Raw genomic sequence first — 26643 nt, 5'->3', positions numbered from 1 at the left:
AAATCAGGAGAGGCTTTTTTTGTGAAATTCAACCGGGATTTATAACCGAAACAGCTACGAGTGATAGTGCAGTGATTATTTGATAAATGACCGCGCAAAAGCCCATCAATAAGGGCATTGGCGGCTCGGGAAATAAGCTGGGCCTTATCCTTTCGCTAGTGCCCGGCGTACACCCTGCCCAATGGACCACGCTACCCCCGCGCGCTTCCTGGCCGCCCACGAGGCCACCGCTACCGCCCCCATTTCTTCGTTACTGAGGCTGCCGGCCCCGCCGCGTGACCATTGCGCGGCGCGCCTACGCCAGCAATTGCCGCCGCCCCGTGCTGGCCTGCGCATCAGCGTCATCATTCCGGCCAAAGACGAAGCTGTCACCTTGCCCACCGCGCTGGCTGCCCTCGCCGCTCAAGTCACAGAATGCGGCCAGGCCTTGCCGCCGGATAGTTTTGAGGTAATTGTGTTGGCCAATAATTGCCAGGATGCCACGGCCGCCGTGGTGCGCCGCCAGGCCCAGCGGTTCCCTGAACTGGTGGTGCATGTAGCCGAGCTGTGCCTGACCGGCGATACGGCCCACGTAGGCCGCGCCCGCCGCCTGCTGATGGACGAGGCCTGCGCCCGGCTGGAGCAGGTGGGCCAGCCCCTTGGTATCATCGCCAGCACCGATGCCGATACCCAGGTAGCGCCTGATTGGCTGGCTACTATTCAGGCTGAAATAGTCGCCGGGGCCGATGCCGTAGGCGGCCGCATTTTGACCAGTCATGAAGAAGCGCCGGTGGCGCTCCAACGCATCCAGGCCCAAGACGCGGCTTATCACTTGCTCTGCACCCGCCTCGAAGACCTGATTGACCCCGCGCCCATGGACCGTTGGCCCCGCCATTACCAGCATTTCGGGGCCAGCCTGGCGCTCACGGCCCGCGCCTACCGCCGGGTGGGCGGCCTGCCCGAAGTTCGATTTTTGGAAGATGAAGCCCTGTGCCAGGAGCTGCGCCGGCATGATTTGGCCCTGCGCCACAGCCCCCGGGTGCGTGTCCTCACCTCGGCCCGCCGCCAAGGTAGAGTAGAAGTAGGCTTGTCCTGGCAGCTGAGCGAATGGCTGCGCATGAGCCAGCAGCAGCGCGAGCCGCATGTCGAAAACCCCGTGCAGCTAATGCGGCGGTGGCAGTTGCGCCGCCAGCTTTGTGCCTGCTGGGCCACCCACCCGGGGGCCGAGCCAGACGCAACTATGACCCGGCTGGGGCTGCCCGTAGCCACGGTGCTGGCCCGAATGCAGCAGTCGGCCACATTTGGCGTGCTGTGGGAGTGGGCGCTGGTCCACAGTCCCAATCTTACCATGACGTTAATGCCGCTTTCGCAGGCGTTGCTGGTATTGCCCCGACTCATCCGGAGTGGCGTGGCGGCGGAGTGGCGGCCGGTGAGCTAGCGCTTTTCCAGCAAGTCGAGCCGGTAGGTTTCGTGCCGGTGGCCGGCGAGGTGGCGCAGCGCGCCATTTTCAGTGGTTTTGGCCAAGAAGAACTGGTGCACATCGTCGCCGGTCAGGGGGTAGTCGTGCACCGGCGGCGTCCAGTGTACCAGTAGCAACTGGCTGCCAGGGTTCAGGCCGGCGATGAGCAAGTCGGCCGCGCGGGCCAGGTCGGCCGGCGACCAATAGTAGCCGACTTCCGAAAGCACGATTAAATCGAACGACTGATTGGGGAATTCCTCGGGCACCCGCAGCTGCCGGATTTCCACTTGTGGCAGGCCAGCGCACCGTGCCCGCGCCTGGGCCAGCGCGGCCTCGCTCACATCCACGGCCAGCAGGTGGCCGCAGTGCGGGGCCAGTTGCGCCGTGAGCACGCCCAACGAGCAGCCGATTTCAAAGACTTCGGCGTACTGCGTTCGGGGTAAGGCGGCCAGCGTGTCGGCATATTTCTCCCGCTCGTAGGGGCTGGTTTCAAAATTCCACGGGTCGCGGTTGGCTTGGTACACGTGGTCAAAATACTCCGGCGGCAGGGTATTGGGCTGGTTTTCGTTCATGATTCAAGCGCTTCAAAATAAACTTCGTAGGGCCCGGCAAAGTGCGCCAGCATCTCCGGCGACAATAAAAACCCTTCGCTATCATCCGTAAACACGCCGGGTGCCACCTGTGAGCGGTGCGCCGTAATGGCTCGTTGTTTCTGGCTCAGGCCCGCTGCGATGTCCAGCCGGAAGCCCTGCACGGCATCGGCCGCCGTGGGCAGGTCCTCCGGCGCGGCGCGCTCCCAGGCCCACACCACATACTCAAGGCGGCGTGGTAGGTGCGGCATGGCAGCTAGCGTGGCTTGTACCAGTTGGGCTGTGGCGCGGTGGTCGGGGTGCGGGTCGCGCCGCCAGGGCACCAGCACGGTTTCGGTTTGGTGGTGCTCCAGAAACTCGCGCAGCTGCGCTACGGATTCGGTAAAGCCGGGCTCGGTTGGACTGGCGGGTACCCGGCCATCGGGCAGGTTCAGAAGGAGCGGCTCTCTTGCATCAGCGCCCAGAATGGTGAGGGCATGGCGGAATTCAGCTGTCCTCACCGCTTGCCGCGCCGGGGCCGAAAACAGTACAGAGTTGGGGTGCGACATGGTGCCGTCGCTCACCAGCACGGCCGCCACGGGCTGCCCGGCCTGACGCAGCAGGGCCAGCAGGCCGCCGCAACCCAGCGCCTCATCGTCGGGGTGTGGGGCAACAACCACGGTAGAGCCCAGGCCGGCCACAAGGCTGGCGGCGCGGACTGGGTATTCGGAGAAAGAAAGCACGCTGAAAAAATCTGACAACGAAAAACGGACAACTAAAACGACTTGCCTTCGAGCACAAAACGGCCCACATCGGCCAGCGCCCCGTCGGGGGCGGGCTGGCGGAGGTAGTGGGTGAGGTCGCGGTGCAGACGCTCGAACGGCTGGGGGCGTAGCAGGCCGCGCGCTCCTACGCAGCGCTCGGCTAGGCGCAGCATCTCCAGGCTTATGGTTTCGATGGCAGTACGCATCATGTTGGCGTAGGCCACGGTAGTTTCGGCTCCGTCCGCCGTAGCTGCATTGGGCCGGGCGGCGTTTTCGGCGGCCCCGCGCAGCCACTGGCGGCCGCTTTCCAATAGAATGGCCATTTCGCCGAGGCGCTGGCGCTGGTAAGGGTCGTCGGTGCGGCCCAGGCCGCGCAGAAAGCCAACGGTTTCGTCAAAAACAGCTTCAGCCCCGCCCAGCTGCACGGCCGTAAACCGGATGGCCCCGCCGCTGAATGCTGGCTGCTGATAATAAGCATTGGGTGGTCCGATAAGGTCCTCCGGCCCGATTTCCAACCCGGTCAAATCGGCCCGGAAGCTGGCGGTGGCCCGCATGCCCAGCGGCTGCCAGAACGAGCGGTCCAGCGTGGGCGGCTGCGCATCGGCCGGCAGCACAAACAGCTGCCAGCCCTGCCCATCAGGCAGTGCCCCCGTGATGAGTGGCCGCGCCAGATGGCCCGCGCCGGAGGCAAATGTCTTGGCCCCACGCAGGCGGTAGCGCCCGTTGGGCAAGGCCTCCAGGTGCACACCATCGACTGGGTTTTCAGTGTTCCAGACACCGAACAAGTGCCCGGCGCGGGCGTCGGCGGCGTAGCGGACCACCTGCGCTGCCGTGGCCAACTGCTGAATCAGCAGCAGTGCATTCGCATGGCCCTCATACACGCGGCCCACCGCCAGATTGCCCCGCCCGATGTGCTGCAAAACCCGCAACAGCGGCAGCGTGGCCGCCGGCGTGTGCAGCCCGGCGCCGCCGAGGGCCGCCGGCAGCACCGCCGTGAGTAGCCCGGCCGCGTGCAGCCAGCCAAATTCCTGAGTAGGAAAACCACCTTCTACATCGGTAGCGGCGGCCTGGGCAAACAGGCGTGGGGCCAGCTCCGCGGCGGCCTTTTCGGCTTCGGCAGGCGTCAGCACCGGGGTAGTCGTTTCGGCAAGGTCGGGTTCGGTAGCGGGCAAAGTGGCAGCGGGGTTGGACATATGCGAGGACGGGAAAAGCAACGGAGCTTGCTATACTTCTCAAAGCGGTGCAGTGTTCGGCCGGGGATGATTTGGGCGCGCCGGATGAGGTGGTAACAATTCAGTAACACAGCCTGCGGGATGCTGGCTAAGCCCGGGCGTACCTTCGTGGCGGCAATTGTGCCTAGCTTTTTCGCCCGTTTTATGTCGTCCCGTCCCATTCGCGCCGCGTTGCTTTCCGTGTATCACAAAGACCGTCTGGCTCCGCTGGTGCAGGTTTTGCGCCAGCATGGCGTCACGCTGTACTCCACTGGTGGCACACAGAAATTCCTCGAAGATGAAGGGGCCGAAGTAACCGCCGTGGAAGACCTCACCGGCTTCCCCGAAGTATTCGGCGGCCGCGTAAAGACGTTGCACCCCAAGGTGTTTGGCGGCATTCTGCACCGCCGCCACGAAGCCAGCGACCTCGCCCAGGCTGAGCAGCACGGCATCCCGCCCATCGATTTGGTGGTGGTTGACCTGTACCCCTTCGAAGAAACCGTAGCCAGCGGAGCCGAGGAGCAGGACGTTATCGAGAAAATTGACATCGGCGGCATCTCGCTGCTGCGCGCCGCCGCCAAAAACTTCCGCGACGTGCTCGTAATCAGCAGCCGCGACCAGTACGCGGCCGTGACCGAGCTGCTCACCGCCAAAAACGGCACTACCGACCTCGAAGACCGCCGCCACTACGCTGCCGCCGCCTTCGCCACCACCTCGCACTACGACACCGAGATTTTCCAATACATGAGCCAGGGCACCGCCGTAGCCGGCACCGCCCTGCGCCTCAGTGCCCAGCCCGCCACGCCCCTGCGATACGGCGAAAACCCCCACCAGGCCGGCACCTTCTACGGCGACCTGACGGCGCTCTTCGACCAGCTCCACGGCAAACAGCTGAGCTACAACAACCTCGTTGACGTGGATGCCGCTGTAGCCCTCATGGCTGAATTCACCGACGGTGAGCCGGCCTGCGCCATCCTCAAGCACACCAATGCCTGCGGCGTGGCCCAGGCCGCCACCCTGCGCGAGGCCTACGTGAACGCCCTGAGCTGCGACCCGACCTCCGCTTTCGGTGGCGTCATCATCGTGAACAAGGAAGTAGACGCGGCCACCGCCGTCGAGCTCAACCAGTTGTTCTTCGAAGTCCTGATTGCGCCCAGCTTCGCCGCCGACGCGCTGCCCGTGCTCCAGAGCAAGAAAAACCGGATTTTGCTGCTGCAAAAGCCCGTTGAGTTTCCTAAGAAGCAAATCAAAACCCTGCTCAACGGCATCATTGAGCAGGACGCTGACCGTCAGACGGAAACCGCCGAAGATTTCCGCACCGTCACCCAGTCGGCTCCCACGGCTGAGGAAACGGAGGCCCTGGTTTTCGCCGGCAAAATCTGCAAGCATACCAAGAGCAACACCATCGTGCTGGCCCGCGCCGGCCAGTTGCTGGCTTCCGGCGTCGGCCAGACTAGCCGCGTTGACGCTCTGCGTCAGGCTATTGAGAAGGCCCGCACCTTCGGTTTCGACCTGCACGGTGCTGTTATGGCCTCCGACGCTTTCTTCCCCTTCCCCGACTGCGTGGAAATTGCCGGCGCGGCCGGCATCCGCGCCGTGGTGCAGCCCGGCGGCTCCATCAAGGATGCCGACAGCATCAAAGCCTGCGACGAACTGGGCATGGCCATGGTGCTCACGGGCGTGCGGCACTTCAAGCACTAGGCTTGGGTTGCGAAAAGATGTAGGGTGCGGGGCTTGCCCCCGCCCGTCGTTTGTGCCGTTTCAACGACGCCGTTCAACGACGGGCGGGGGCAAGCCCCGCACCCTACTGTGTGACGAGTTGACCAACCCAATAATGTGACAAAGCCCCGCCTCTGCATAAGAGTCGGGGCTTTTGTGCTCAGAGGAAAATTTATCACAATTCAAGGTTAGCGCAATGTGAGGACGGATTGCTGCGTTGCGCGCTGCGCTCTCCCCGTAATGACGGGAGACTCATTTCCATAAATGCCATAACTCCGTTCACCATGCCCGCGCAAACCTTCCGTACCTTTGCGCATTATTCTGTCCGACCCTATAACCGGACTCCGCCTTATTGCAGCTAACTCAATGGGTTTCTTTAATTTCCTGACCAGCGACATCGCCATCGACCTGGGTACGGCCAATACGCTCATTATCCATAACGACAAAATCGTGGTGGATGAGCCGAGCATCATCGCTAAAGACCGCACCACCAATAAAGTCATCGCCGTGGGCCGCCAAGCCCAGCAGATGCACGAAAAAACGCACGATAACATCCGCACCATCCGCCCGCTGAAGGATGGCGTAATTGCCGATTTCCACGCCGCCGAGGAAATGATTAAGGGCATGATTAAGATGATTGACACGCGGAACCGGCTGTTTCAGCCGTCGCACCGCATGGTTATCTGCATCCCGTCAGGCATCACCGAAGTGGAGAAACGCGCTGTGCGGGACTCCGCCGAGCACGCCGGGGCCAAGGAAGTCTGGATGATTCAGGAGCCCATGGCCGCCGCCATTGGCATCGGCATCGATGTAGAGCAGCCCGTGGGCTCGATGATTATCGACATCGGAGGCGGGACGACGGAAATCGCGGTTATCGCGCTGTCGGGCATCGTGTGCGACCAGTCGATTAAAACTGCCGGTGATGTCTTCAACCAAGACATCCTCGACTACATGCGCCGTCAGCACAACCTGCTCATCGGCGAGCGCTCGGCTGAGCGTATCAAGATTGAGGTTGGCGCGGCCCTCACCGAGCTCGACGTGCCGCCACCCGACCACGAAGTGCGCGGCCGCGACCTGATGACGGGCATTCCGAAAGTTATTAAAGTAACGTTCTCGGAAATTGCCATTGCCCTCGATAAATCGGTGGCGAAAATTGAAGAAGCCGTATTGAAAGCCCTCGAAATTTCGCCGCCCGAATTGTCGGCCGATATTTACGAAAACGGTATTCACCTCACCGGCGGCGGCGCGCTATTGCGCGGTTTGGACAAGCGTTTGGCTGCCAAAACCAAGCTGCCGATTCACATTGCCGAAGACCCGCTGCGCGCCGTGGTGCGCGGTACCGGCAAGGCTATCAAGGATATCCAGGCTTTTAAAGGTGTGCTGCTGACGTAATTACAGGATAATAATCGAACGTCATGCTGAGTGTAGTCGAAGCATCTCTACCGCGTAACTAATCCCTTTCGATTGGATTACTCTTCGCAGTAGAGATACTTCGACTACGCTCAGCATGACGTTCTTTTGCTAGTCGTTCAATTGCCAATTAATTAATTCGGTTAACCCCGTGCGGAATTTATTTCTTTTCCTATTTCGCTTCCGCGGGGCGCTGGTATTTGGCTTATTGGAAATCATAAGTCTGTATTTATTTATTACCAGTAATTCATACCAACGGGCGGCGTTTTTTAATTCGGCCAATACCTACGCGGGCACGGTGCTGGCCCGCCGCACCCAGATTCTGGATTACTTCCATCTGGCCGAGATGAACCAGCAGCTGGCCGCCGAAAATGCCGCGCTCCGCCAGCAGCTGTACCCGGCCGATTCGGTGCGCCGTGAAGCTGATTCGGTGGCGTTGCCCCCGGCCCGCACCGACTCATTGAAGCGCGTGCGCTACCAGCGGCCGGCTACCAGGCCTGATACTTTATTGCTCGGGCAGCAGCGCATTCCAGCCCGCGACCCGAGTTATCCACTTATTCCGGCCCGCGTTATCAACAACATGCTGCATAATGTGGACAACTATCTCACGCTAAACGTAGGCAGCGCCGATGGTGTGGTACCCGGCAAGGGCGTAATAGCGGCGGGCGGCGTGGTAGGCCGCGTGAAAGTGGTGAGCGAGCATTACGCTACCGTTACCAGCCTGCTGCATTCGCAAACACGCATCGCCTCCAAAATCAAGCGCGACGGCACGTTTGGCACCATCAAGTGGCAGGGCGACGACCCTACCCACGCGCTGCTGGACAATGTACTGCGCGAAACCAAGCTGGTGAAGGGCGATACTGTGATGACATCGAGCTACAACTCGGTATTTCCCGAGGGTATTTTCATTGGCACCATCGAGTCCTTCGTGAAGGAGCCGGATAAGAATTTCTGGACCATCCGGGTGAAGCTGGGAGTCAATTTTGCCAATCTGACTTACGTGTACATTGTGACCAACCGCAACAAGCCCGAGCGCGATACCGTGGAAACCCACACGGGCATCCTGCCGAAAGGAGGGGCGCGTCCATGAACGGCCTACGGTTCATTTTTGTGCAGACGCTGCGCTTTCTGCTGTATGCGGGCGTGCACATTATGCTCATCAGCCGGCTGGTGCTGTTTGATTTGGGCTGGTGCTTTTTCTATCTGGGCTTCCTGCTGTTTTTGCCGTTGGCCACGCCCATTGTGGTGCAGCTGCTGCTGGCCTTCGGCATGGGGCTGACCATGGATATTTTTTATGATACGGGCGGGCTGCACGCGGCGGCGGCGGTGCTGCTGGGCTTTCTACGGCCGTGGGTGCTACGCCTGCTCACCCCGCGTGACGGCTACGACAGCGCCGACTCGGTGAACGTGCACCAGATGGGCTGGCAGTGGTTTGGCGTATACCTGACGCTGCTGGTGCTGCTGCACCACGCCGCGTTTTTCCTGCTGGAACTGGGCAGCTTCCGGCATTTCGGCACCACGCTGGGGAAAATGCTGGTGAGCGCACTCTTTACCGGCCTTTCGTTGTTGATTGTGCAGCTATTGTTCTTCCCGGTGCGCCGGGGGAGGAGTTAATTTTGTTATTTCTGTCATCCTGAGCGGAGCGAAGGACCTTATCACCGCTGAACTGTTTACCGAACTATAACGGGTGCAAGCGTGGTAAGGTCCTTCGCTCTGCTCAGGATGACAAACGTGAACTATGCAATACCTCGAAGGCCGCAAATACGTCGTGCAGGGCATCTTTCTGGTGGTGGCGCTCATCTTCCTCACCCGCCTGTTTTTCATGCAGGTGCTGGACGGAACGTACAAGCTGGCCGCCGACAAAAACACCTTGCAGCGCCTGGTGCAGACGCCGTACCGCGGGCTGATATACGACCGTAAAAACGTGCCGCTGGTGCAGAACACGCCGGTGTACGACCTGATGGTGGTGCCCCGAGAGGTGAAGAACCTTGATACACTCCGCTTCGCTGAATTGCTGCAAATCCCGCTGGAGGACCTGCGGGCCAGCCTAATAGCGGCTAAAAAGTATTCGCGCGTCAAGCCCTCGCCCATCCTGCAAAACCTGACGACGGCCGACTTGGCAATCATTCTCGACAAGCTGGGCGACTTTCCGGGGTTCCGCACCCAGACGCGCATGGCGCGGGCCTACCGCACACCCAACCTGGCCCACGCCCTGGGCTACGTGGGGGCCATTACGCCCGCTTTTCTTGAGAAACCCAAGTACGCCAAGTACCAGCCCGGCGAAAACGTGGGGATTTCGGGTCTGGAGTCTTACTACGAGCAAACGCTGATGGGCCGGCGCGGGGTGCAGTACAAGATGGTGAACGTGCGCGGCATCGAAAAAGGCAAGTTCCGGGGTGGGGAGTTCGATACGCTGTCGGTGGCCGGGCAGGATTTGCACCTGAGCATTGATGCCGAGTTGCAGGCCTATGGCGAGCAGCTGTTGGCGGGCCGGCGCGGTTCCATAGTGGCCATCGACCCGAAGACGGGCGAGATTCTGGCCTTTGTTTCAGCCCCGCGCTACGACCCTAAGTTGCTCACGGGCAAGGGCTCGGGCAACCGCTATATGGCCCTGCTGAACAACCCCGACCGGCCGTTATTCGACCGGCCGCTGATGGCGACGTACCCGCCGGGCTCGGTTTTTAAACTGGTGAATGAACTGGTGGCCTTGCAATTGGGCGTTGTGCAGCCCAGCACGGGCTTCGAGTGTAATCAGAAGCTGGTGAAATGCACCCACCGACATGAATATCCGGGCAATGTGAGCATTGCCATCAAAAACAGTTGCAATCCCTATTTCTACCAGGTGCTGCGTGCCGTGGTGCAGCGCGGGCAGGCCCCGAATAAATACGACGATGCCCATATAGGACTGGCGCAGTGGCAGAAAATGGTGAAGTCCTTCGGCCTGGGCGAAAAGCTGGGCGTGGACATGAGCCAGGAAAAGCGCGGCCTGATTCCGTCACCGGAATTCTACGACCACAAGTTTTTCAATAAAAAGGAAAACCGCCAGCACCGCTGGAGCTTCCGCAACGTGTATTCGCTCAGCATCGGGCAGGGCGAAATCGGCATCACGGGCCTGCAAATGGCTAATGTTCTGGCCACCATTGCCAACCGGGGTTACTACTACACGCCGCATTTCGTGCGCGGCATCGGCAATGGCGGCCCGCTGCCGGAGTTCCAGCAGAAGCACTACACGGCCGTGGATACGACACTGTTCAAATACATCATCCCCGGCATGGAGATGGTGGTGGACGGTAACGGCGGCACCGGCAACCTGGCCTCGCTCTCGCAATACGGCATCACGATGGCCGGCAAAACCGGTACCGTGCAGAACCCCCACGGTTTCGACCACGCCACCTTCGCCGCCTTCGCCCCGGTACAGGACCCCAAAATTGCCATTGCCGTGTTCATCGAAAACAGTGGTTTCGGGGGCACCAGCGCGGCTCCGGCGGCGGGCCTGATGATTGAGAAATACCTGCGCGGCAAAGTTGCCCCGCACCGCAAGCGCTGGGAAGATTGGGTGATGTACGGCGACTTCACCAAGCACCTGCATGGGATGTAGGGTGGCGACATTGAACGGGGTAGAGACGCAATATTTTGCGTCTCGTCGTTGCTGATGTTGTTTAATCTGCGCAGTTTAGCGCGGTTCCGGCCGTTCAATGATGAGACGCAATATTTTGCGTCTTTACACCACTCAGCCCAACATTCTATCCCATTTCCGGGTTGTATCACCTCTCCAATCAACGTTTCAACTCATATGGAATCCCTTCAAGGAAAAGTCGCCCTCGTGACCGGCGCGGGCAAAGGCATTGGCCGTTCGGTGGCCTTGGCGTTGGCCGCCGAAGGCGTGCAAGTGGGCCTGCTGGCACGCACCGAAAGCGACCTGCTGGAAGTAGCTGCCGAAATTATTGCTGCTGGCGGCACCGTCGTCACCGCCGTGGCTGATGTAGCCGACCGCACCGCCGTGAACCTTGCCGTGGCCAAAATCCACGAAGAGCTCGGTCCGATTGACATCCTCATCAACAATGCCGGCATAGGCTCCTTTGCCAAGTTCCTGGAGATGGAGCCCGAGCAGTGGGAGCACATCATTCAGGTGAACGTACTGGGTACCTACTACGTGACCCGCGCCGTGCTGCCGGTGATGATTGCGCGTCAGACCGGCGATATCATCAATATTTCGTCGACTTCGGGGCAGCGTGCCGCCGCTGGCAGCAGCGCCTACAGCGCCTCGAAATTTGCCGTGCTGGGCCTTACGGAGGCGCTGATGCAGGAGGTGCGCAAGCACAATATCCGCGTGTCGGCCCTCACGCCCAGCACCGTAGCCACGCCGCTGGCCCTCGAAAACAAGCTCACCGACGGCAACCCCGAGAAGGTGATGCAGCCCGAGGATTTGGCCGAGTTCATGGTGGCGCAACTGAAGCTGAACCGTCGCATTTTTATTAAAGAGGCCGGCATGTGGTCGACAAACCCTTAATTTCGGGCATCGAATTGTTGGCGAAGCGCCCTCGCAGCCAGGCTGCGGGGGCGTTTCTGGTTTTAATCAAATGCTCCGAAGTCTATGTCAAGCCCCGAAATTCAGCAGCAGCTCGCTCAGGAAAAACAACTCGTTGCCGCCACCGCCGCCCGCTGGGTGCAGGATGGCATGGTGGTGGGGCTGGGCACCGGCAGCACGGCAGCGCCATTTATTGAACTGCTCGGCCAGCGGGTGCGCGAGGAAGGGTTGCGCATTCAGGCCACGGCTACCTCGCGGGCCAGCGACGAATTGGCACGCCGCGTGGGCATCCCGATGCTGGAACCCCGGCGCGGCGTGCGCTTCGACCTGACCGTGGATGGTGCCGACGAGCTCGACTCGCAGCTTCAGCTCATTAAAGGCGGGGGAGGGGCTTTGCTGCGCGAAAAAGTCATTGCCACCGCTTCCGATTATCTGCTCATCGTGGCCGATTCCTCGAAGGCCGTGGCCCAGCTCGGCCGATTTCCGCTGCCGCTGGAAGTGGTGCCCTTCGCCCTGCCTTGGGTGATGGACGCCGTGGAGGCTTTGGGCGGCGCGCCGGTGGTGCGGGTAAATAAGCTAAACCCCGGTGAGCTGGCCCAGTCCGACCAGGGCAATCTGCTGCTGGACTGCCATTTCGAGAAAATTGAGAACCCGGCCGAACTGGCCCGCCAGTTGAAAACTATCCCTGGTATTGTTGAGCATGGTTTATTCCTGGGCTTGGCGCGGGCTGCTATCATCGTACAGAGCGGTGAAGTGCAGGTGTTGCGCCCAGGCCAGGCAGCGGTGCCGGCCGCTGCATTTTCGACCCTCCCGTAATGCCTGATTCTGGCCGATTTACGTTCCCGGCGGTGCCTGCCGTGCTGCTTTCCATTGTGAGCGTGCAGGGCGGGGCGGCCATTGCCAAAGGCCTGTTTCCACTGCTGGGCGCGGCCGGGACTACCAGTTTGCGCATCGGGCTGTCGGCGCTGGTGCTGTTGCTAGTGGTACGCCCGAAGCTGGGGCAGTTACGGTCGGCGCAGTGGCGGGCGGTGGTGCCTTATGGCCTGGCGTTGGGGCTGATGAATTTCCTGTTTTACTGCGCGCTGGCCCGGATTCCGCTTGGGCTGGCTGTTACGCTGGAATTTGTGGGGCCGCTGGGCCTAGCGCTGGCGGGCTCGCGCCGCTGGGGCGATGCGGTGTGGGCGCTGCTGGCTGCCGCGGGCATCGCATTGATTGCGCCGTGGCACGGGCAAGGGGTTGACTTGCTGGGGCTGGCCTTTGCGCTGGCGGCGGGCGGGTGCTGGGCCGTGTACATCGTGCTGGGCCAGCGCACAGCGGCGGTGCTGCCGGGCCAGCAGGCGGTGGCCATCGGGATGTTGTTTGCGGCGTTGCCGGTGCTGCCTTTTGGCGTGGCAAGTGGCAGTTTGTTGAGCCTCACACCACACCTGTTGCTGCTGGGCGGGTTGCTGGCACTGTTTTCCAGCGTGCTGCCGTTTTCGCTGGAAATGCAGGCGTTACGTACTTTACCCACGCGTACGTTCAGTATTCTGATGAGCTTGGAGCCGGTGGCGGCGGCCATATCAGGCTGGCTGCTGCTAGGCGAGCGGCTGCTTTTTGGGCAATGGCTGGCCGTGGGCTTCATTGTGGTGGCCAGCGTGGGGGCAACGTTTACGGCCCGCCGCGACGCGCCAGCTATGGTGGGAGACTGAAGTTGTTTTACAACGGAAAGGCCGTAACATGAACCGCAAAATTCGCGCTACGGCCTTTCCGTTATAGACTCGACAATAATTGGCTACCGCTCTAAATCCGTCGCCGCTGCCTCATCCATAAACCAGTCTGCTTCGCCCGATGCTGGCGCGATGAGCTGCGCGGGATATTCCTCCACGTTCCGTTCGCCCAGCAGCACCCGTCGCACGGCTGCCGCCTTATCAGCCCCGAAAACCAGAAAGGCCACGGTGCGGGCCTGATTGATGAGCGGAGCCGTGAGCGTGATGCGGTAGGCATCAACTTCGGCTACGAAAACGGCCTGCACATCGGCCGTGGTGGCGTGAAGCACATCTGTGTGTGGAAACAGCGAAGCCGTGTGGGAGTTGTCGCCCAAGCCCAGCAGAATCAAATCAAACTGCGCGGTTTCATTCCCGAAAAAGGCCTTGATGGTTTGCGTGTACGCCTGCGCCGCCTCGGCGGGCGGCAGCAGGGTATTCACGGCAAAAACATGGTCGTCGGCAATGTTCAGCGGGGCCAGCAGGGCGTTTTTGGCCATGAGGTAGTTGCTCTGCGCATCAGTGGGCGGCACGTTGCGCTCATCGCCGAAGAAGAAAAATGTCTCGGCCCACGGCACCCGCTCGCGGTAGGTGGGCGAGGCCAGCAGCTCGTACAATTTCTTGGGTGAGCTGCCGCCCGATAACGCTACCGAAAACCGGCCCCGCGCCGCTACGGCCTGGCTGGCCTGCTCTACAAAGAAGTCGGCCAGACTGTGCAAAACCTCCTCCACGGAGGCGAAAACGTGCTGGGGCATGGCTATTTCTTTTTGCCGTTGAGGGGCAGCGTGAACCAGTGAAAGCCGTCGCGGGCGATGAGCGCCTCGGCCACTTCCGGGCCCCAGGAATCGGCCGAGTAGTTGGGGAAATTCAGGCTGGGGCGGCCCTGCCAGGAATTCAGGATGGGCATTACCAGGTCCCACGCTTCTTCCACCTGGTCGCCGCGCATGAACAGGGTCTGGTCGCCGAGCATGGTGTCGAGCAGCAGCGTTTCGTAGGCTTCGGGCGCTTCGGCCGAATACGTACCTTGGTAGTCGAACACCATGTCCACGGTGTTCAGCATCATGTCGAGGCCGGGGCGTTTGGCCTGCACCTGCAGACGGATGCTCATCTCGGGCTGAATGCTGATAACAAGGCGGTTCTGCTGCCAACTCTCGCCCGTTTCAGGCGGGAAAATCATGTGCGGCACGTCCTTGAACTGGATGCTGATGATGGACGCCGAGCGGTGCAGCCGCTTACCGGTGCGCACGTAGAACGGCACGCCCTGCCAGCGCCAGTTGTCCACGAAAAACTTCACGGCCGCGAAGGTTTCGGTGTTGGAAGTGGGGTTGGCGTCCTTTTCCTCGCGGTAGCCGGGCACCTCCTTGCCCTCAATCCAGCCCGCGCCATACTGCCCGCGCACGGCCGATTCGCGCACTTCCTCGGGCGTGAAGCGGCGCATGGCGCGCAGCACGTCCACCTTGCGGTTGCGCACTTCGTCGGCCGTGAAGTTTACGGGCGGCTCCATCGCCACCAGGCATAGCAACTGCAGCAAGTGGTTCTGAATCATGTCGCGCAGCGCGCCGGAGCCGTCGTAATAGCCCGTGCGCTCGCCCACGCCCAGCTGCTCGGTCACCGAAATCTGGACGTGCTCGATGCTGTTGCGGTTCCAGAGCGGCTCCATAATGGCGTTGGCGAAGCGGAAAGCCATGATGTTCTGCACCGTTTCCTTGCCCAGGTAGTGGTCGATGCGGTAAATCTGACACTCCTGAAAGTGCTGGGCCAGCAGCTTGTTCAGCGCCCGGGCCGACTCCAAATCGTGCCCAAACGGCTTCTCAATCACGATGCGAACCCGCGTGGGGTCATCATCAGAATGGCTTTGGGCAATGCCCGTAGCAATGATAGGGAAGAACTCGGGTGCCACGGCCAGGTAGTAAATCACGTTGGCCGGCGCGTCCCATTCCTTCTCAAAAGCGGCGATGCGCTGGCCGAATTCCTCGTAGGCGGCCGGCGTTTTCACGTCGGAAACCTGGTAGAAAATGTGCGGCGCAAACTTATCCCAGGCCTCTTTCTTGGCCTTGCCACTGCGCGAAAACTGGTTGAGGTCGGCCAGCAGGTTGGTGCGGAATTCTTCGTCGGTGAGCTTGGTGCGGCCCGTGCCGATGATGGCAAACTGCTCCGGCAGCCAGCCGTCGAGAAACAGGTTATACAGCGCCGGCGAGAGCTTGCGGGCGTTCAAATCGCCCGTGCCGCCGAAGATGACGAAGACAGTGGGCTTGATGTTGTTATTATTCATTGCCAGGGGGCGAATGTTAGGCGAGTGGGAGGGAGGGGATGGTAGGAGAAAGCCTGTCATCTTGAGCGGAGCGAAGGACCTTATCAGGTTAGCGCAATTTATGCGAGCGTGATAAGGTCCTTCGCTCCGCTCAGGATGACAGACGGAAAAGCTCCTAGCTGTTCGGCGTCACCGGCTCTTTCACCGGGCCGTGCTCTTCCACCTGCGCATCTTTCTTATTGGAAGCCTCCTCGTGCTCCGGCGTCCATTGCGTGTGAAATACGCCTTCCTTGCCAATCAGCTCATAAGTATGCGCCCCGAAGTAGTCGCGCTGGGCCTGAATGAGGTTGGAAGGCATCCGCGCCGTGCGGAAGGTGTCGAAGTAGCTCAGCGAAGCCATGTAGCCGGGCAGGGCCAGGCCGGCGGTGGCTGCGGCCGCTACTACGGCGCGGCTGCCGGGCACGGCCTCGTTCACCAGCTGCTGTACCTGCGCATCCAGCAGCAGGTGGGCCAGGTCGGGCATCTGTTTATAAGCGTTGTAAATCTCGTTCAGAAAGCCCGAGCGAATGATGCAGCCGCCGCGCCAGATTTTGGCGATTTCGGCCAAATTCAGCTCGTAGGAAAAATCCTTCGAGGCCTTCGAGAGCAGCTGCATTCCCTGGGCGTAGGTGATGACCATGCTGAAATAGAACGCCTGCTCCAGCTGCGCCAGCAGAGCCGCGTGGTCGCCCGGCAGCGGGCCGGCGGCCGGGCCATACAGCCCCGCCAGCTGCTCGCGCAGGGCCTTGTACTTCGATAAATCGCGCATTGCCACGGCCGTGTCCACGGTGGGCAGCGGCGTTTCCAAATCCATAGCTACCTGCGAAGTCCATTTGCCGGTGCCCTTCGAGCGGGCCTCGTCCTTGATGTCGTCGAGCAGCAAATGGTCGGTATTCGGGGCGATGAAACCGAAAATGTCCTTCGTAATATCCAGCAGGAAGGACTGGAACCGGCCCTCATTCCATTTAGCAAACACTTGTCCGATGGCCGCGTTATCCATCCCCAGACCCGTTTTCAGCACCGCATAGGTTTCCGCGATGAGCTGCATCAGGCCGTATTCGATGCCGTTGTGCACCATTTTCACGAAGTGACCGGCCGCACCGGGACCGATGTAGGTCACGCACGGCTGCCCATCTACCTGCGCCGCGATGGCCTCAAACATTGGCTGCATCACCGCGTAGGCCGCTTTGTCGCCGCCGGGCATCATGCTGGGGCCGAAGCGGGCGCCTTCCTCGCCGCCGCTCACGCCCATGCCGAAGAAGTGGAAGCCGGCCGCTTCCACCGCCTTGGCGCGCCGCTCGGTGTCGGTGAAGTGGGAGTTGCCGCCATCGATGATGATGTCGCCGGGCGAAAGCAGGGGCTGCAATTCGGCAATCACGCTGTCCACGATGGGGCCGGCGGGCACCAGCATCATCACCGCGCGCGGCGTTTGCAGGCCGTTGAGAAAGGTGGCGAGGTCCGTGAAGCCTTGCACGGGCTTACCCGCGCCTTCTTTGGCCAGTAGGTCAATTTTGTCGGCGGCCTTGTCGTAGCCGGCCACGGGAAAGCCGTGGTCGGCCAGGTTTAGTAGCAGGTTGCGGCCCATGGTACCGAGGCCAATCATGCCAAAAGAAGGCTTGGATGCGGGAGTTGCGCTCATCAGAAAAGAGGGGTTAAGAAGCAGGGTTCAGGTCAGGGAAACGAGTTACGCCAGAAAAAGGCGAAACCCGCGCGAAAGTTTTGGAGAGGTCGGCTGCTGGCGTGGGCCTGCACCGTGCTATCGGTTGGAAGCTTACACGGTTGACCTTATTATTAACCTATTAAAGTTGACTGAACGGAATGTCCTGAATCGGATAAGATTTCCAATCCTGATAGTCAAAATGCCACCACTCGGCGGGCAGTACCGTGAAGCCATTGCGTTCCATGGTACTGCGAAGCAGGTCCCGGCGGGCTTTCTGCTCCGTCGTTCCACCGGCATAAGCGGTGTAGAAGCGTGGGCTCATTTCATCGTACTCGCCGGGCATAGCGACTTCTTGATTGGCCGCGATATCCCACAAGCTCAGATCAACGGCACAGCCCCGATTGTGGCGTGAGCCCTTGCGTGGGTCGGCCACAAATTCCTTTTTGTCAGTAGGCGTGTGGTCCCACATCTGTTTGGTGATGCGCCAGGGCCGGTAGCCATCGAACACCAGCAGGCAGTAGCCTAGTGGTTTCAACTCGGCGTTCACTCGCGCTAAAGCCTCGGCGGCGGGGCGCTGCAAAAATGCCCGAGCCTGCGGATACAGCACCCGGCCCATGAAATTGTGGCTGGTGGCGTAGCGGATATCCAGCCGAATGGTCGGGTCGAGTTTGGTCAGTTCCACCAGCTCGCCGGGGCGGAAAGGACCAGCTTCGTGCGGTGGCCGAGCCGCACAGCTACCGACGACAATGAGGGAGCATAACAACCACAGATGTAGCAGGACACGATTCATAGCGAGAGCCAGCGGGCGGAAAGTCAAATAAACAGAAAAAGCAGCCCGTTGGACTGCTTTTTCTGTATTCGCACAAAGTATTTCGATTACAAAATTCCGCTCATAAAGCCCGGCGCAATGCCTAGCAGAATCGTGAGCAGCGCCAGCACCACCAGCGTCACTGTCTGGATACCGTCGACCGGTACTGGCGTGGCACCCTCGGGCGCGGGCTGCATATACATGGCGATAATCGGCCGCAGGTAGTAGTACAGGCCCACCATGCTCATGATAACCGCGAACACCACGAGGCCAATATAGCCCTGGCCCACGGCCGCCGCCAGCAGGAAAAACTTGCCAAAGAAGCCGCCTGTGAGCGGAATGCCCGCCAGCGACAACATGGCCACCGTCATCACGAAAGCCAGCAGCGGGTTGGTTTTGCCCAGGCCGTTGAGGCCGGAATACCGGTCTTCCTGGCGGTGTTCGGCCACCAGTTTCAGCACCCCGAAGGCTGCTACGGTGGCAATGGAATAGGCCAGCGAGTAGAAGAAAATGCCGCTGGCGGCATCACCCGTTAGAATGCCTTTGCTGGCCACGAGGCCGATTAGCAGGTAGCCGGCGTGGCTCACGCTGGAGTAGGCCAGCATGCGCTTGGTGTTGGTTTGGGCGGCCGCGCCCACGTTGCCGAGCAACAGCGTGAGGGCGCACATGGCTTGAATGGTCGGCATCCAGAAGCCCTGCGCGGCCGGCAGTGCCACCGCCAGCAGCTTGAGGAAAGCGGCGAAACCGGCCGTCTTCACCACCGTGCTCATGAAGGCGGTGAAGAAGGTAGGGGTGCCCTCGTACACGTCGGGCGTCCAGAAGTGGAACGGCGCGGCCGATACTTTGAAGCCGATGCCGATAATCATCATCAGAATGCCGATGTAGAGCATCGGTTGCAGGCTGGCATTGGCCGGGTTGGCCACGGCCGCGCCTAACTGCGAGAGGGCAAACGTGCCGGTAGCGCCATAAAGCAGCGCGATGCCGAAGAGCAGAATGCCGGTGGCAAATGCGCCCATCAGGAAGTATTTCAGCGCCGCCTCGTTCGAGCGCGAATCGCGCTTGCTGCTGCCGGCCAGCACGTACATGCTGATGCTCAGGATTTCAATGCCCACAAACAGCATCAGCAAATGGTCGTAGCCAATCATCATGATGGCCCCGACCAGCGAGAAGAGAAGCAGCGCGTAGTATTCGGCCAGGTTCGGCTCGCCCGATACCACATAGCTGCGCGAGAAGGGCAGCAGCAGAATGGTGGTGAGCAGCACGATGCCGGTGAAGGCTACCGTGTAGTTATCCACCACCAGCATGTGGTTGAAGTAGGGCGCGTGCGCCACGTTCCAGTCGGCGAAGTTGGCCCCGAACACGGCCAGCAGCAGCAGCATGGCGCCGGGCAGCAGCACCTTATTCGAGCGCAAAAAGCCCAGGAACAGGTTGAGGATGCCGAAGACGGAGAGGAGAATGATGGAGGTCATAAGTACTAGGGTGTCATTCCGAACGCAGTGAGGAATCTGGAGCAAACCGTTGGCAGTGCCGAACCCAGATTCCTCACTGCGTTCGGAATGACAAAGAGGTTATCGGCCAACCAGCGCCAGAATGTTGGTAACGGCCGGCTCCGAGATGTGCAGGAAGGTATTCGGAAACAAGCCAATCCAGAACACCAGTGCGATGAGCGGTACCAGAATCAGCAACTCGCCGCCGGTGAGGTCGGTGATGGTTTCGGAGAACGACGAATCGGGGCCGAGCATCACGCGCTGGAACATGCGCAGCAGGTACACCGCCGAGAAAATGATGGTCAGACCGGCTACGGCACCTACCCAGGCATTGTATTGGTACACGCCGGCCAGCAGCAGGAATTCGCCTACGAAGCCGCCCGTGAGGGGCAGCGCCACCGTGCTCAGCAGCATTATCAGGAAGCACACCGAGAGGATGGGCGTGCGGCGCGTCAGGCCACCGAGGTCGGGGATGAAGCGGGTGCCAGTGCGGCGCTCAATGGCATCGGCGATGAAGAACATCCCGACCACGTTCACGCCGTGGGCCAGCATCTGAACCACCGCGCCCTGCAGGCCAATTTGGGTGAGCGAGAATACGCCGGCCGCCATCAGCCCAACGTGGGAGAGGGAGGAGTAGGCGATGAGACGCTTCACATCACGCTGCCGAATGGCGATGATGGCCCCGTAGATAATGCCGATGACGGAGAGAATGATAACCGGCTTCTGCCACTGGCTCACTCCCAGCGGTACCACCGGCAGCAGCCAGCGCATGGTGCCGTAGATGCCCATTTTCAACATGATGCCCGAGAGCAGCATGGTGGCGGGGGCGGGGGCTTCGGTGTAAGTATCGGGCTGCCAGGTGTGGAAGGGGAAAATGGGCATCTTCACGGCGAAGGCCGCAAAAATCAGCCAGAACAGCCAGGATTGCTCCGAGGCGCTGAGCTTCAGGTTATAGAAGGCGGTGAGCTCCGAGGAGTGCTGGGCCAGCGAGCCGGCGGCAGGGCCGGTCTGCAAATACAGATATACGAAGCCGGCCAGCATCAGCAGCGAGCCGACTACGGTGTAAAGGAAAAACTTGAGGGTGACGGCAATGCGGCGCTCGCCGCCCCAGGCACCCGCCAGCAGGTAAATCGGAATAAGGGCGACTTCCCAGAAAAAGTAGAACAGGAAGGCATCGAGCGAGACGAATACGCCGAGCAGGCCCGTTTGCATGAACAGCACGAGGGCGTAGAACGTGGACGGGTTGTCGTAGTCGCGCTTGAAGGCGCTCAGTAGAATGAGCGGCACTAGGAAGGTGGTGAGCAACACCATCAACAAACTCAGGCCATCGAGCCCGATATGGAAGTTGATGCCGGCCGACGGAATCCAGCGGTAATCGAGGTTGAAGGCGGCCGAGCCGTGGTGGGTGAAGTCGAACGCGACGTAGGCGGCGATGGCGAATTCGAGGAGCGAGGCCCCGAAGGCGAGGGCGCGGGCGGCGGCTCCCTTAACGACTAGCAGCAGCAGGGCGGCGGCTAAAGGGAGAAAAAGCAGTACAGCAGTCAGCATCAGCAGGCGGGTTGGGCGCGTTGCAGGGTGGGGGAACCCACCCGCAAATTGACCGCAAACTTACGCACGGACTAGGAAGGCACCACCGTTTTTGTGCAACTTCTACTGTCGGGCCACTTTGCGGCTCATCAGCACGCGCCCGCTGGCATCGAGCCACTGCGCCGTGTAGAGCCCGGGAGCCAGCGCCGCGACCGAAACCGAAGTCTCGGCGGCGGCCGTGGGCTGGCGCAGCACTTCGCGGCCCAGGGCATCGAGCAGGCGCACGGTGGCGGTGGTACGGGCGGGCTGGCGCAGGGTGAGGGTTTCGGTGGCGGGGTTGGGGAAGGCCAGGAAACCGGCGGCTTCGGCTGCGGCGGCGGCGGCCGTGGGTCGGCAGGATACGGCGGCCATGATTTTCGTCCACAGCTCGGTATCAAAGGAGGACGCGGCCAGGCGGCTGGCTCCGGCCGTATTGCCCTGCCGCACCACCACGAGGCCCAGGCTGGGCACCACGTAAATCTTCTGGTCGTTTTTGCCGAGGGCGGCGATGAGGTCGGCGGGGGCGGAGGGGATGAGCGGGCCGGGCAGCGTGATTTGGGAGCCGGGCAGCTTGTAGCTGGGCTGGCCATTGAGCCACCAGAGGTAGCCGTAGCTGCGGTTCAGGGTTTGGCTGGGGGTAGTCATGCGGCGGAAATAAGCCGTGTCGGTCATAATCTGAGTGCCGTTCCAGGAGCCCCGGGCGAGGATAAACAGGCCGAAACGCGCCATGCTACGGGCTTTGCTGTAGAATACGTCATTGGCCCACAGGCCCGTCATGCCGATGCGGGTGCCCAGGCGCTGGCTGGTGTAGGTGGTCATGCTGGCAACGCCGCTGGCTTGCACTAGCACGTTTTGCAGGGTGCGGTAGGCACCGGTGTGATAGGCCCAGCGCGTGGCCGGCGTAGTGAGGTAGAGCAGGCAGCTGGGCGTGGTGCTTTCGTTGTCGCAGGGCGCGGGCGGGCTGTCGTCGAGCCCGGTGGTCATGGTGATTTGGTGCAGCAGCTGAATCTGGCGCTGCTGCGGGCGGGTGGCGCTGGTCCAGCGGCCGAGGTATTTGGAGGTGCTGTCGGTCAGGCTCAGGAGGCCGTCCTGCCGGGCCAGGCCCACGAGCGTGGCCGTGAGCGACTTGCCCGCCGAGGCCCAGTACCAGGCCGAATCGGCGGTGTAGGTGCCGTAGTAATGCTCCACCACCATCCGGCCGTCTTTCAGGATTAATAATGACTTGCTGCTTTTGCGCCCGGCAAAGGCAATGAGCGAATCTAACTGTGGCTGGCACCAGCCCAGGCTGGCGGGCGTGGTCGTGGCCCAGGTGCTGCCCGTGACGGGCGGGAAGTACAGGCTGGATGTCTGGGCCTTGGCCTGATTGACTGTCAGGAGCAGCGGGAGAATCAGCAGGCCCGTCAGGAGTAACGCGTTTTTCATCGACACAAAGAACTTCAACAGTTGAATATTCAGCTTGACTAACCGGGCTGACTCAGGTTTAAGGCCGTAGCGCGAACTTTGTGGTGCGCGTCTCTGAAAGAAGGTCACACGGTTCTAACGGCGAGGGGAAGCGCACTACAAAGCTCGCGCTACGATTTCGCGCTATACCTATGACGACTCCCATCCTGCGCGTGGCCCGGCCCACCGACAACCTGCCCGCCCTGCGACACTTCTACTGCGACGGCCTGGGCCTGCAGCAACTGGCATCCTTCACTGCCCACAATGGCTTCGACGGCCTCATGCTGGGCCACCCGCAGGCCCCGTATCATCTGGAGTTCACGCACCAGCCCGGCCATGTCGTCGGCCGCGCTCCCACTTCCGACAATCTGCTCGTCTTCTACCTGCCCGATGCTGACGAGTGGCAAGCCGCCGTGCAGCGCATGGAGGCCACTGGCTTCGTGTCGGTCCCATCATATAACCCGTATTGGGATGTGCACGGCCGCACCTTCGAAGACCCTGATGGCTACCGCGTGGTGCTGCAGCAAGCCGCGTGGGCACCGCAAGCAGCTTCACCGGTGACGTTGCGCGATTTCCAGCCGGGCGACCAGCCCGTTTTCCGGCAGCTTAATGAGGAGTGGATTTCGCACTACTTCACCCTCGAACCCGCCGATTTGAAGGCCCTCGACCATCCCGAAGAGTACATTCTGGCACCGGGCGGCTGCATTTTGCTGGCCGAAGTGGGCGGGCAGGTAGTGGGCACCTGCGCCCTGATTAAGATGGACGACGGCCGCAGCTACGAGCTGGCCAAAATGGCCGTCTCGCCCGCGGCGCAGGGACAGCAGATTGGCTATTTGCTGGGCCAGGCGGCCGTGCAGCGGGTGCGCGACCTGGGCGGGGCCCGCGTGTATCTGGAAAGCAACTCGAAGTTGGCCCCGGCGCTGGCGCTGTACCGCAAGCTGGGCTTTCAGGATTTGGCCGAGCCCAACCCGTCGCCCTATGCCCGGGCCGACGTGCAGATGGAGTTGTTGCTGGCCTGATGTCTAACCTATTGCCTGACAATCCGTCCGTGGTATCGCGCCTCGCGCCCACGCCCAGCGGCTATTTGCACCTCGGCAACGCCGTGAACTTCGTGCTCACCTGGCTGCTCACGCGGCGAGCCGGCGGCACGCTGCATTTAAGAATCGACGACCTGGACCGGGCCCGCCTGCGCCCGGCCTACCTGGATAATATTTTCCGCGTCATCGACTGGCTGGGCATTGATTTCGACCAAGGCCCCAGTGGCCCCGACGACTTCCTGCGGCACCAGTCGCAACTTCTGCATCTGCCCGAATACAACCGAGTGCTGCGCCGGCTGACGCTGGTGCCGGGCCTGGTACAGGCCAGCCAGCGCACCCGCACCAATGGGACCGAGGCTGCAGTTGCGCTCGAAACGCCGGGCGCGGCCTGGCGGGCGCACGTCCCGCCAACCACCAGAATTCTTTTCCCCGATGCCTGGCAGGGCGAAACCAGCGTACCGCTCGGCGCGCTGATGCCCGACTTCGTGATTCGCAAAAAAGACGGCGTGGCCGCGTATCAGGTCGCGTCGGTAGTGGATGATTTGCGGCTCGGTACCAACCTGATTGTGCGCGGGCTGGACCTGCAAGCCAGCACCGCCGCGCAACTCTGGCTGGCTGGGCAGCTATCGGAAACGGCGGCATTTAATGCATCACGCATTCAGTTTTTTCATCACCCGCTGCTGACCGATGCGGCGGGTCAGAAGCTCTCCAAGTCGCAGCAGTTGCCTTTGGATGCGGGAGTGCTGGCCTCAACGGGCGGCCGAACGGCAGTATTTGCAGCGGTGGCGCAACTGCTGAAGCTGCCGGCAGAAGCGGCTGCCACATTGCCGACGCTCCAACAAGCCTTCACCGCGGTGAAACTCCCTTTGCCCTCTCTTTAAACTCTGTCCGAAAATGCCTATCGCACTTCCTTCTTGAACTGCTCGGCCCAGTGGTCGGCCAAGCGCGTGGGTTCCGGCAGCTTGTAGCCGCGCAGGCAGGCCAGCGTGAGGCGCGTGGCCGTGGCTTGGTCGCAACGGTGGCCGGGGCTCACGAACAGCGGCAGTATTTTGTCTTTGCTGCGAATAACTTCGCCGATGAGCTCGCCGGATTTGGCATCGAGTAGCGGCTCAATGCTGCCCCGCTCTGGGCCGGGCTCCGTGAAAATGCCCGTCAGCTTCTGCTTGGCTACGCCGAAGGTGGGCATGTCGAGCAGCACGCCCAGGTGCGCGGCAATTCCCATGCGGCGCGGGTGCGCAATGCCGTGGCCGTCGACCATGATGATATCGGGCTTGTTTTCGAGCTTGGCGAAGGCGTGAATCACGTTGGGGGCTTCGCGGAAGGAGAGGAAGCCGGGCACGTAGGGCATATCCACGGGGCCGTAGTTGTACACCTTTTCCACCAACTCCAGCGAAGGGAATTTCAGCACTACAAAGACCGATAGGATGGTGTCGGGCGTGGGAAACGACGAGTCGCAGCCGGCAATGAGGCGTGGCTCGCCCGCCAAAGGTTCATTGCGCACGCGCTGGCGCATTTCGTGCTGCTGCTCGGTCAGGCTTTTGACGAGGGCGGGGTCGGGTGGGGGGCTGGGCGGGCGGTAGTAGGCCATGTGAGGCAGGTAAAAATTAGGGTGAAAGGGTTAGAATAGCTCAACCGTAGCATCCTGCGGCGGTGTGGGGCGTATGAGGGCCATACGTTTCTTCGTCGGCCATGTCTGATTCCAACGCTAAGCACTCCGAACAACCCGCTTCCACCGGCTCCGGCCCGCTGCTGGAGCGCCGCTATTTTATTGATTTGGCGCGCGCCCGAAAATCGCCGGCCCAGCTCATGGCCGAGGTGCAGGCCGACGTGCCCCGCTTCTCGCCCGATGCGCTGGCCAATTTCACGAAAAAGGACGGCGAAGATGGCCGCCTGAAAGTCGGCGACGAGTTCAGCATCACCATTTTGGGTCCCTGGGACGGCTGCGTGCGCGTCACCGAGGTCAGCGCCACGTCCTTTGAGTTCATCACCCTGGAAGGCCACCCCGAGGCCGGCTGCATTCGTTTCGAAACGCATTATCTGGATGAGTCGCCCGATGTGCTGCGGTTTGAAATCCGCTCTTCGGCCCGCTCACGCGATGGGCTGGTGGCCTTCGCCTACGACACTCTCGGCGGCGGCAAGCTGATGCAGGAAGCTACCTGGACCGAGTTCTGCCGGCGCGTGGCGGCGGCCAGCGGCGGCCATGCGCTGGCCGATGTAGTGGTCGAAACCTTCCGGCACGACGAGGCCGGCCACGTTCAGCACACCCGCCATGAGTAACCAGATTGCCGCCGTTCCTGCCTCGGCAAAACCGCCCGCCTGGGAGCAGTACCGCGCCCGCCTCGATTCCTACGCCCACGCCCAGGTCAACTACGACTTCTCACGCCAGAACGAGTACACTAGCGCCACCGGCTGGCGTCTCGACGACTACGAAACTGACCTGCCCGCCGAAGCTCCCGGCCCGCCCGAGTCCGCCGGCTCCTTCGCCGCCGCCCAGGACGTGCTGCGCCGCTACGCCTTCCCGCCGCCCGACCTTATCACCGGTTACTTCGACCCCAACATCCCGCTCGAAAAGCGCATCATGGTGCTGCGGGCGCACTTTCTGGTCTTTAATTTCTACTTCGGCGTGCGCGTGAGTGAGGTGACCGACGAGGCCGCCCGCGCCACGCCCGGCGGCCCGGAGCGGGTGTGGGGCTACGGCTACCGCACCCTGGAAGGCCACTTCGAAAAAGGGCAAATCGACTTCACCATTCACAAAAACCTGGCTACCGGGGCGGTGCAATTTCGCATCCATGCCGTGTCGCAGCCCGGCCAGATTCGCAACCCGTTCTATTGGGTGGGTTTCAAGCTGTTTGGGCGGATACTCCAGCGCAAGTTTGCCCGTGAGTCGTTGCGTCGAATGAAGGAGCTGGTGGGCAAAACGTTGGCCGGAACGCCATTGCCGCAAACCTTACCCGTAATGGCTAGTTAAGTCTTT

At 61.4% G+C, this 26643-nt stretch carries 24 protein-coding genes; 13 read left to right on the top strand and 11 right to left on the bottom strand.

Going from position 1 to position 26643, the window contains the following annotated elements; genetic code table 11:
- The first annotated feature begins 181 nt into the window (after positions 1 to 181).
- On the top strand, positions 182 to 1417 hold the full coding sequence (locus ACYU70_RS10460) for a glycosyltransferase family 2 protein (RefSeq protein ID WP_342295932.1): 1236 nt from the start codon (positions 182 to 184) through the stop codon (positions 1415 to 1417).
- Here the strand turns inward: ACYU70_RS10460 and ACYU70_RS10455 are convergent.
- Genes ACYU70_RS10455 through ACYU70_RS10445 form a run of 3 tightly spaced genes read right to left on the bottom strand, consistent with a single transcriptional unit; the run spans position 1414 to position 3964 of the window.
- The gene (locus ACYU70_RS10455; RefSeq protein WP_342295933.1) at positions 1414 to 2010 is read right to left on the bottom strand and encodes a class I SAM-dependent DNA methyltransferase; all 597 of its coding nucleotides are present in this window, start codon (positions 2008 to 2010) and stop codon (positions 1414 to 1416) included. The two genes, ACYU70_RS10460 and ACYU70_RS10455, sit on opposite strands and share 4 nt — an antisense overlap.
- Positions 2007 to 2750 carry a PIG-L deacetylase family protein gene (locus tag ACYU70_RS10450; RefSeq protein WP_342295934.1) on the bottom strand — a complete coding sequence of 248 codons (744 nt, stop codon included), beginning with the start codon at positions 2748 to 2750 and terminating at the stop codon, positions 2007 to 2009. Before ACYU70_RS10450 ends, ACYU70_RS10455 begins: the two co-directional genes overlap by 4 nt.
- 32 nt (positions 2751 to 2782) lie before the next feature.
- Positions 2783 to 3964, bottom strand: coding sequence for an acyl-CoA dehydrogenase family protein (locus ACYU70_RS10445; protein WP_342295936.1), 1182 nt, complete (start codon positions 3962 to 3964; stop codon positions 2783 to 2785).
- A gap of 183 nt (positions 3965 to 4147) precedes the next feature.
- Between ACYU70_RS10445 and purH the strand changes: the two genes are divergently transcribed.
- The 8 genes from purH (at position 4148) to ACYU70_RS10405 (ending at position 13327) form a co-directional block, all read left to right on the top strand.
- Positions 4148 to 5683 (top strand): bifunctional phosphoribosylaminoimidazolecarboxamide formyltransferase/IMP cyclohydrolase, encoded by a 1536-nt coding sequence (gene purH / locus ACYU70_RS10440; protein ID WP_342295938.1) that lies wholly within the window; start codon positions 4148 to 4150, stop codon positions 5681 to 5683.
- Positions 5684 to 6067: 384 nt separating this feature from the next.
- On the top strand, positions 6068 to 7093 hold the full coding sequence (locus ACYU70_RS10435) for a rod shape-determining protein (RefSeq protein WP_208177625.1): 1026 nt from the start codon (positions 6068 to 6070) through the stop codon (positions 7091 to 7093).
- Positions 7094 to 7262: 169 nt separating this feature from the next.
- A complete protein-coding gene (gene mreC / locus ACYU70_RS10430; RefSeq protein WP_342295940.1) occupies positions 7263 to 8201 on the top strand; it encodes a rod shape-determining protein MreC in 939 nt (312 codons plus the stop codon).
- Between the two features lie 20 nt (positions 8202 to 8221).
- A complete protein-coding gene (locus ACYU70_RS10425; RefSeq protein WP_342295941.1) occupies positions 8222 to 8725 on the top strand; it encodes a hypothetical protein in 504 nt (167 codons plus the stop codon).
- 124 nt (positions 8726 to 8849) lie between these two features.
- Positions 8850 to 10709, top strand: coding sequence for a penicillin-binding protein 2 (gene mrdA / locus ACYU70_RS10420; protein ID WP_342295942.1), 1860 nt, complete (start codon positions 8850 to 8852; stop codon positions 10707 to 10709).
- A 195-nt stretch (positions 10710 to 10904) separates the two neighbouring features.
- Complete coding sequence (locus ACYU70_RS10415) at positions 10905 to 11621, top strand: 3-ketoacyl-ACP reductase (RefSeq protein WP_342295943.1); 717 nt, start codon at positions 10905 to 10907, stop codon at positions 11619 to 11621.
- Between the two features lie 84 nt (positions 11622 to 11705).
- Positions 11706 to 12455: a ribose-5-phosphate isomerase RpiA gene (rpiA, locus tag ACYU70_RS10410; protein WP_342295944.1), complete on the top strand. Its 750-nt coding sequence runs from the start codon at positions 11706 to 11708 to the stop codon at positions 12453 to 12455.
- Positions 12455 to 13327, top strand: a complete 873-nt coding sequence (locus ACYU70_RS10405; RefSeq protein ID WP_342295945.1) for an EamA family transporter — start codon at positions 12455 to 12457, stop codon at positions 13325 to 13327. Before rpiA ends, ACYU70_RS10405 begins: the two co-directional genes overlap by 1 nt.
- An 83-nt stretch (positions 13328 to 13410) precedes the next feature.
- On the opposite strand, the gene pgl is transcribed toward ACYU70_RS10405, so the two are convergent.
- The 7 genes from pgl to ACYU70_RS10370 all read right to left on the bottom strand — a co-directional run bounded on the left by pgl (position 13411) and on the right by ACYU70_RS10370 (position 22614).
- On the bottom strand, positions 13411 to 14136 hold the full coding sequence (gene pgl / locus ACYU70_RS10400; RefSeq protein WP_342295946.1) for a 6-phosphogluconolactonase: 726 nt from the start codon (positions 14134 to 14136) through the stop codon (positions 13411 to 13413).
- Positions 14137 to 14138: 2 nt separating this feature from the next.
- Positions 14139 to 15653: a glucose-6-phosphate dehydrogenase gene (gene zwf / locus ACYU70_RS10395; RefSeq protein ID WP_342295948.1), complete on the bottom strand. Its 1515-nt coding sequence runs from the start codon at positions 15651 to 15653 to the stop codon at positions 14139 to 14141.
- Positions 15654 to 15807: 154 nt separating this feature from the next.
- Entirely contained in the window at positions 15808 to 17310 is a 1503-nt protein-coding gene (gene gndA, locus ACYU70_RS10390) for an NADP-dependent phosphogluconate dehydrogenase (protein ID WP_342295949.1), read from the bottom strand.
- 160 nt (positions 17311 to 17470) lie between these two features.
- Positions 17471 to 18013 (bottom strand): M15 family metallopeptidase, encoded by a 543-nt coding sequence (locus tag ACYU70_RS10385; RefSeq protein ID WP_460615985.1) that lies wholly within the window; start codon positions 18011 to 18013, stop codon positions 17471 to 17473.
- A 194-nt stretch (positions 18014 to 18207) separates the two neighbouring features.
- Positions 18208 to 19608, bottom strand: coding sequence for an NADH-quinone oxidoreductase subunit N (locus ACYU70_RS10380; RefSeq protein ID WP_342295951.1), 1401 nt, complete (start codon positions 19606 to 19608; stop codon positions 18208 to 18210).
- A gap of 99 nt (positions 19609 to 19707) precedes the next feature.
- Positions 19708 to 21174 carry a complex I subunit 4 family protein gene (locus ACYU70_RS10375; RefSeq protein WP_342295952.1) on the bottom strand — a complete coding sequence of 489 codons (1467 nt, stop codon included), beginning with the start codon at positions 21172 to 21174 and terminating at the stop codon, positions 19708 to 19710.
- A gap of 102 nt (positions 21175 to 21276) precedes the next feature.
- Positions 21277 to 22614 carry a serine hydrolase gene (locus tag ACYU70_RS10370; protein WP_342295953.1) on the bottom strand — a complete coding sequence of 446 codons (1338 nt, stop codon included), beginning with the start codon at positions 22612 to 22614 and terminating at the stop codon, positions 21277 to 21279.
- Between the two features lie 170 nt (positions 22615 to 22784).
- Between ACYU70_RS10370 and ACYU70_RS10365 the strand changes: the two genes are divergently transcribed.
- Complete coding sequence (locus ACYU70_RS10365) at positions 22785 to 23651, top strand: GNAT family N-acetyltransferase (protein ID WP_342295954.1); 867 nt, start codon at positions 22785 to 22787, stop codon at positions 23649 to 23651.
- Positions 23651 to 24550 (top strand): glutamate--tRNA ligase family protein, encoded by a 900-nt coding sequence (locus tag ACYU70_RS10360; protein ID WP_342295955.1) that lies wholly within the window; start codon positions 23651 to 23653, stop codon positions 24548 to 24550. Before ACYU70_RS10365 ends, ACYU70_RS10360 begins: the two co-directional genes overlap by 1 nt.
- Before the next feature lie 17 nt (positions 24551 to 24567).
- On the opposite strand, the gene nfi is transcribed toward ACYU70_RS10360, so the two are convergent.
- Positions 24568 to 25257 carry a deoxyribonuclease V gene (gene nfi / locus ACYU70_RS10355; protein ID WP_342295956.1) on the bottom strand — a complete coding sequence of 230 codons (690 nt, stop codon included), beginning with the start codon at positions 25255 to 25257 and terminating at the stop codon, positions 24568 to 24570.
- A gap of 101 nt (positions 25258 to 25358) precedes the next feature.
- Between nfi and ACYU70_RS10350 the strand changes: the two genes are divergently transcribed.
- Both ACYU70_RS10350 and ACYU70_RS10345 read left to right on the top strand, forming a co-directional pair.
- A complete protein-coding gene (locus ACYU70_RS10350; RefSeq protein ID WP_342295958.1) occupies positions 25359 to 25946 on the top strand; it encodes a DUF1990 family protein in 588 nt (195 codons plus the stop codon).
- Positions 25939 to 26637 carry a DUF1990 domain-containing protein gene (locus ACYU70_RS10345; RefSeq protein ID WP_342295959.1) on the top strand — a complete coding sequence of 233 codons (699 nt, stop codon included), beginning with the start codon at positions 25939 to 25941 and terminating at the stop codon, positions 26635 to 26637. Before ACYU70_RS10350 ends, ACYU70_RS10345 begins: the two co-directional genes overlap by 8 nt.
- Positions 26638 to 26643: the final 6 nt, after the last annotated feature.

The sequence above is a fragment of the Hymenobacter segetis genome (assembly GCF_054776495.1).
Note: the sequence above shows the minus strand (reverse complement) of the source record. Positions and strands in the feature narration are given on the sequence as shown.

What these genes read in the sequence shown, in the direction of transcription:
- ACYU70_RS10415 (WP_342295943.1), top strand. Translation starts at nt 10,905, where the DNA reads ATGGAATCCCTTCAAGGAAAAGTCGCCCTCGTGACCGGCGCGGGCAAA.
- ACYU70_RS10455 (WP_342295933.1), bottom strand. Translation starts at nt 2,010, where the DNA reads ATGAACGAAAACCAGCCCAATACCCTGCCGCCGGAGTATTTTGACCAC.
- ACYU70_RS10435 (WP_208177625.1), top strand. Translation starts at nt 6,068, where the DNA reads ATGGGTTTCTTTAATTTCCTGACCAGCGACATCGCCATCGACCTGGGT.
- ACYU70_RS10375 (WP_342295952.1), bottom strand. Translation starts at nt 21,174, where the DNA reads ATGCTGACTGCTGTACTGCTTTTTCTCCCTTTAGCCGCCGCCCTGCTG.
- nfi (WP_342295956.1), bottom strand. Translation starts at nt 25,257, where the DNA reads ATGGCCTACTACCGCCCGCCCAGCCCCCCACCCGACCCCGCCCTCGTC.
- gndA (WP_342295949.1), bottom strand. Translation starts at nt 17,310, where the DNA reads ATGAGCGCAACTCCCGCATCCAAGCCTTCTTTTGGCATGATTGGCCTC.
- ACYU70_RS10350 (WP_342295958.1), top strand. Translation starts at nt 25,359, where the DNA reads ATGTCTGATTCCAACGCTAAGCACTCCGAACAACCCGCTTCCACCGGC.
- purH (WP_342295938.1), top strand. Translation starts at nt 4,148, where the DNA reads ATGTCGTCCCGTCCCATTCGCGCCGCGTTGCTTTCCGTGTATCACAAA.
- rpiA (WP_342295944.1), top strand. Translation starts at nt 11,706, where the DNA reads ATGTCAAGCCCCGAAATTCAGCAGCAGCTCGCTCAGGAAAAACAACTC.
- ACYU70_RS10360 (WP_342295955.1), top strand. Translation starts at nt 23,651, where the DNA reads ATGTCTAACCTATTGCCTGACAATCCGTCCGTGGTATCGCGCCTCGCG.
- ACYU70_RS10345 (WP_342295959.1), top strand. Translation starts at nt 25,939, where the DNA reads ATGAGTAACCAGATTGCCGCCGTTCCTGCCTCGGCAAAACCGCCCGCC.
- mrdA (WP_342295942.1), top strand. Translation starts at nt 8,850, where the DNA reads ATGCAATACCTCGAAGGCCGCAAATACGTCGTGCAGGGCATCTTTCTG.
- zwf (WP_342295948.1), bottom strand. Translation starts at nt 15,653, where the DNA reads ATGAATAATAACAACATCAAGCCCACTGTCTTCGTCATCTTCGGCGGC.
- ACYU70_RS10380 (WP_342295951.1), bottom strand. Translation starts at nt 19,608, where the DNA reads ATGACCTCCATCATTCTCCTCTCCGTCTTCGGCATCCTCAACCTGTTC.
- pgl (WP_342295946.1), bottom strand. Translation starts at nt 14,136, where the DNA reads ATGCCCCAGCACGTTTTCGCCTCCGTGGAGGAGGTTTTGCACAGTCTG.
- ACYU70_RS10370 (WP_342295953.1), bottom strand. Translation starts at nt 22,614, where the DNA reads ATGAAAAACGCGTTACTCCTGACGGGCCTGCTGATTCTCCCGCTGCTC.
- ACYU70_RS10460 (WP_342295932.1), top strand. Translation starts at nt 182, where the DNA reads ATGGACCACGCTACCCCCGCGCGCTTCCTGGCCGCCCACGAGGCCACC.
- ACYU70_RS10445 (WP_342295936.1), bottom strand. Translation starts at nt 3,964, where the DNA reads ATGTCCAACCCCGCTGCCACTTTGCCCGCTACCGAACCCGACCTTGCC.
- ACYU70_RS10365 (WP_342295954.1), top strand. Translation starts at nt 22,785, where the DNA reads ATGACGACTCCCATCCTGCGCGTGGCCCGGCCCACCGACAACCTGCCC.
- ACYU70_RS10405 (WP_342295945.1), top strand. Translation starts at nt 12,455, where the DNA reads ATGCCTGATTCTGGCCGATTTACGTTCCCGGCGGTGCCTGCCGTGCTG.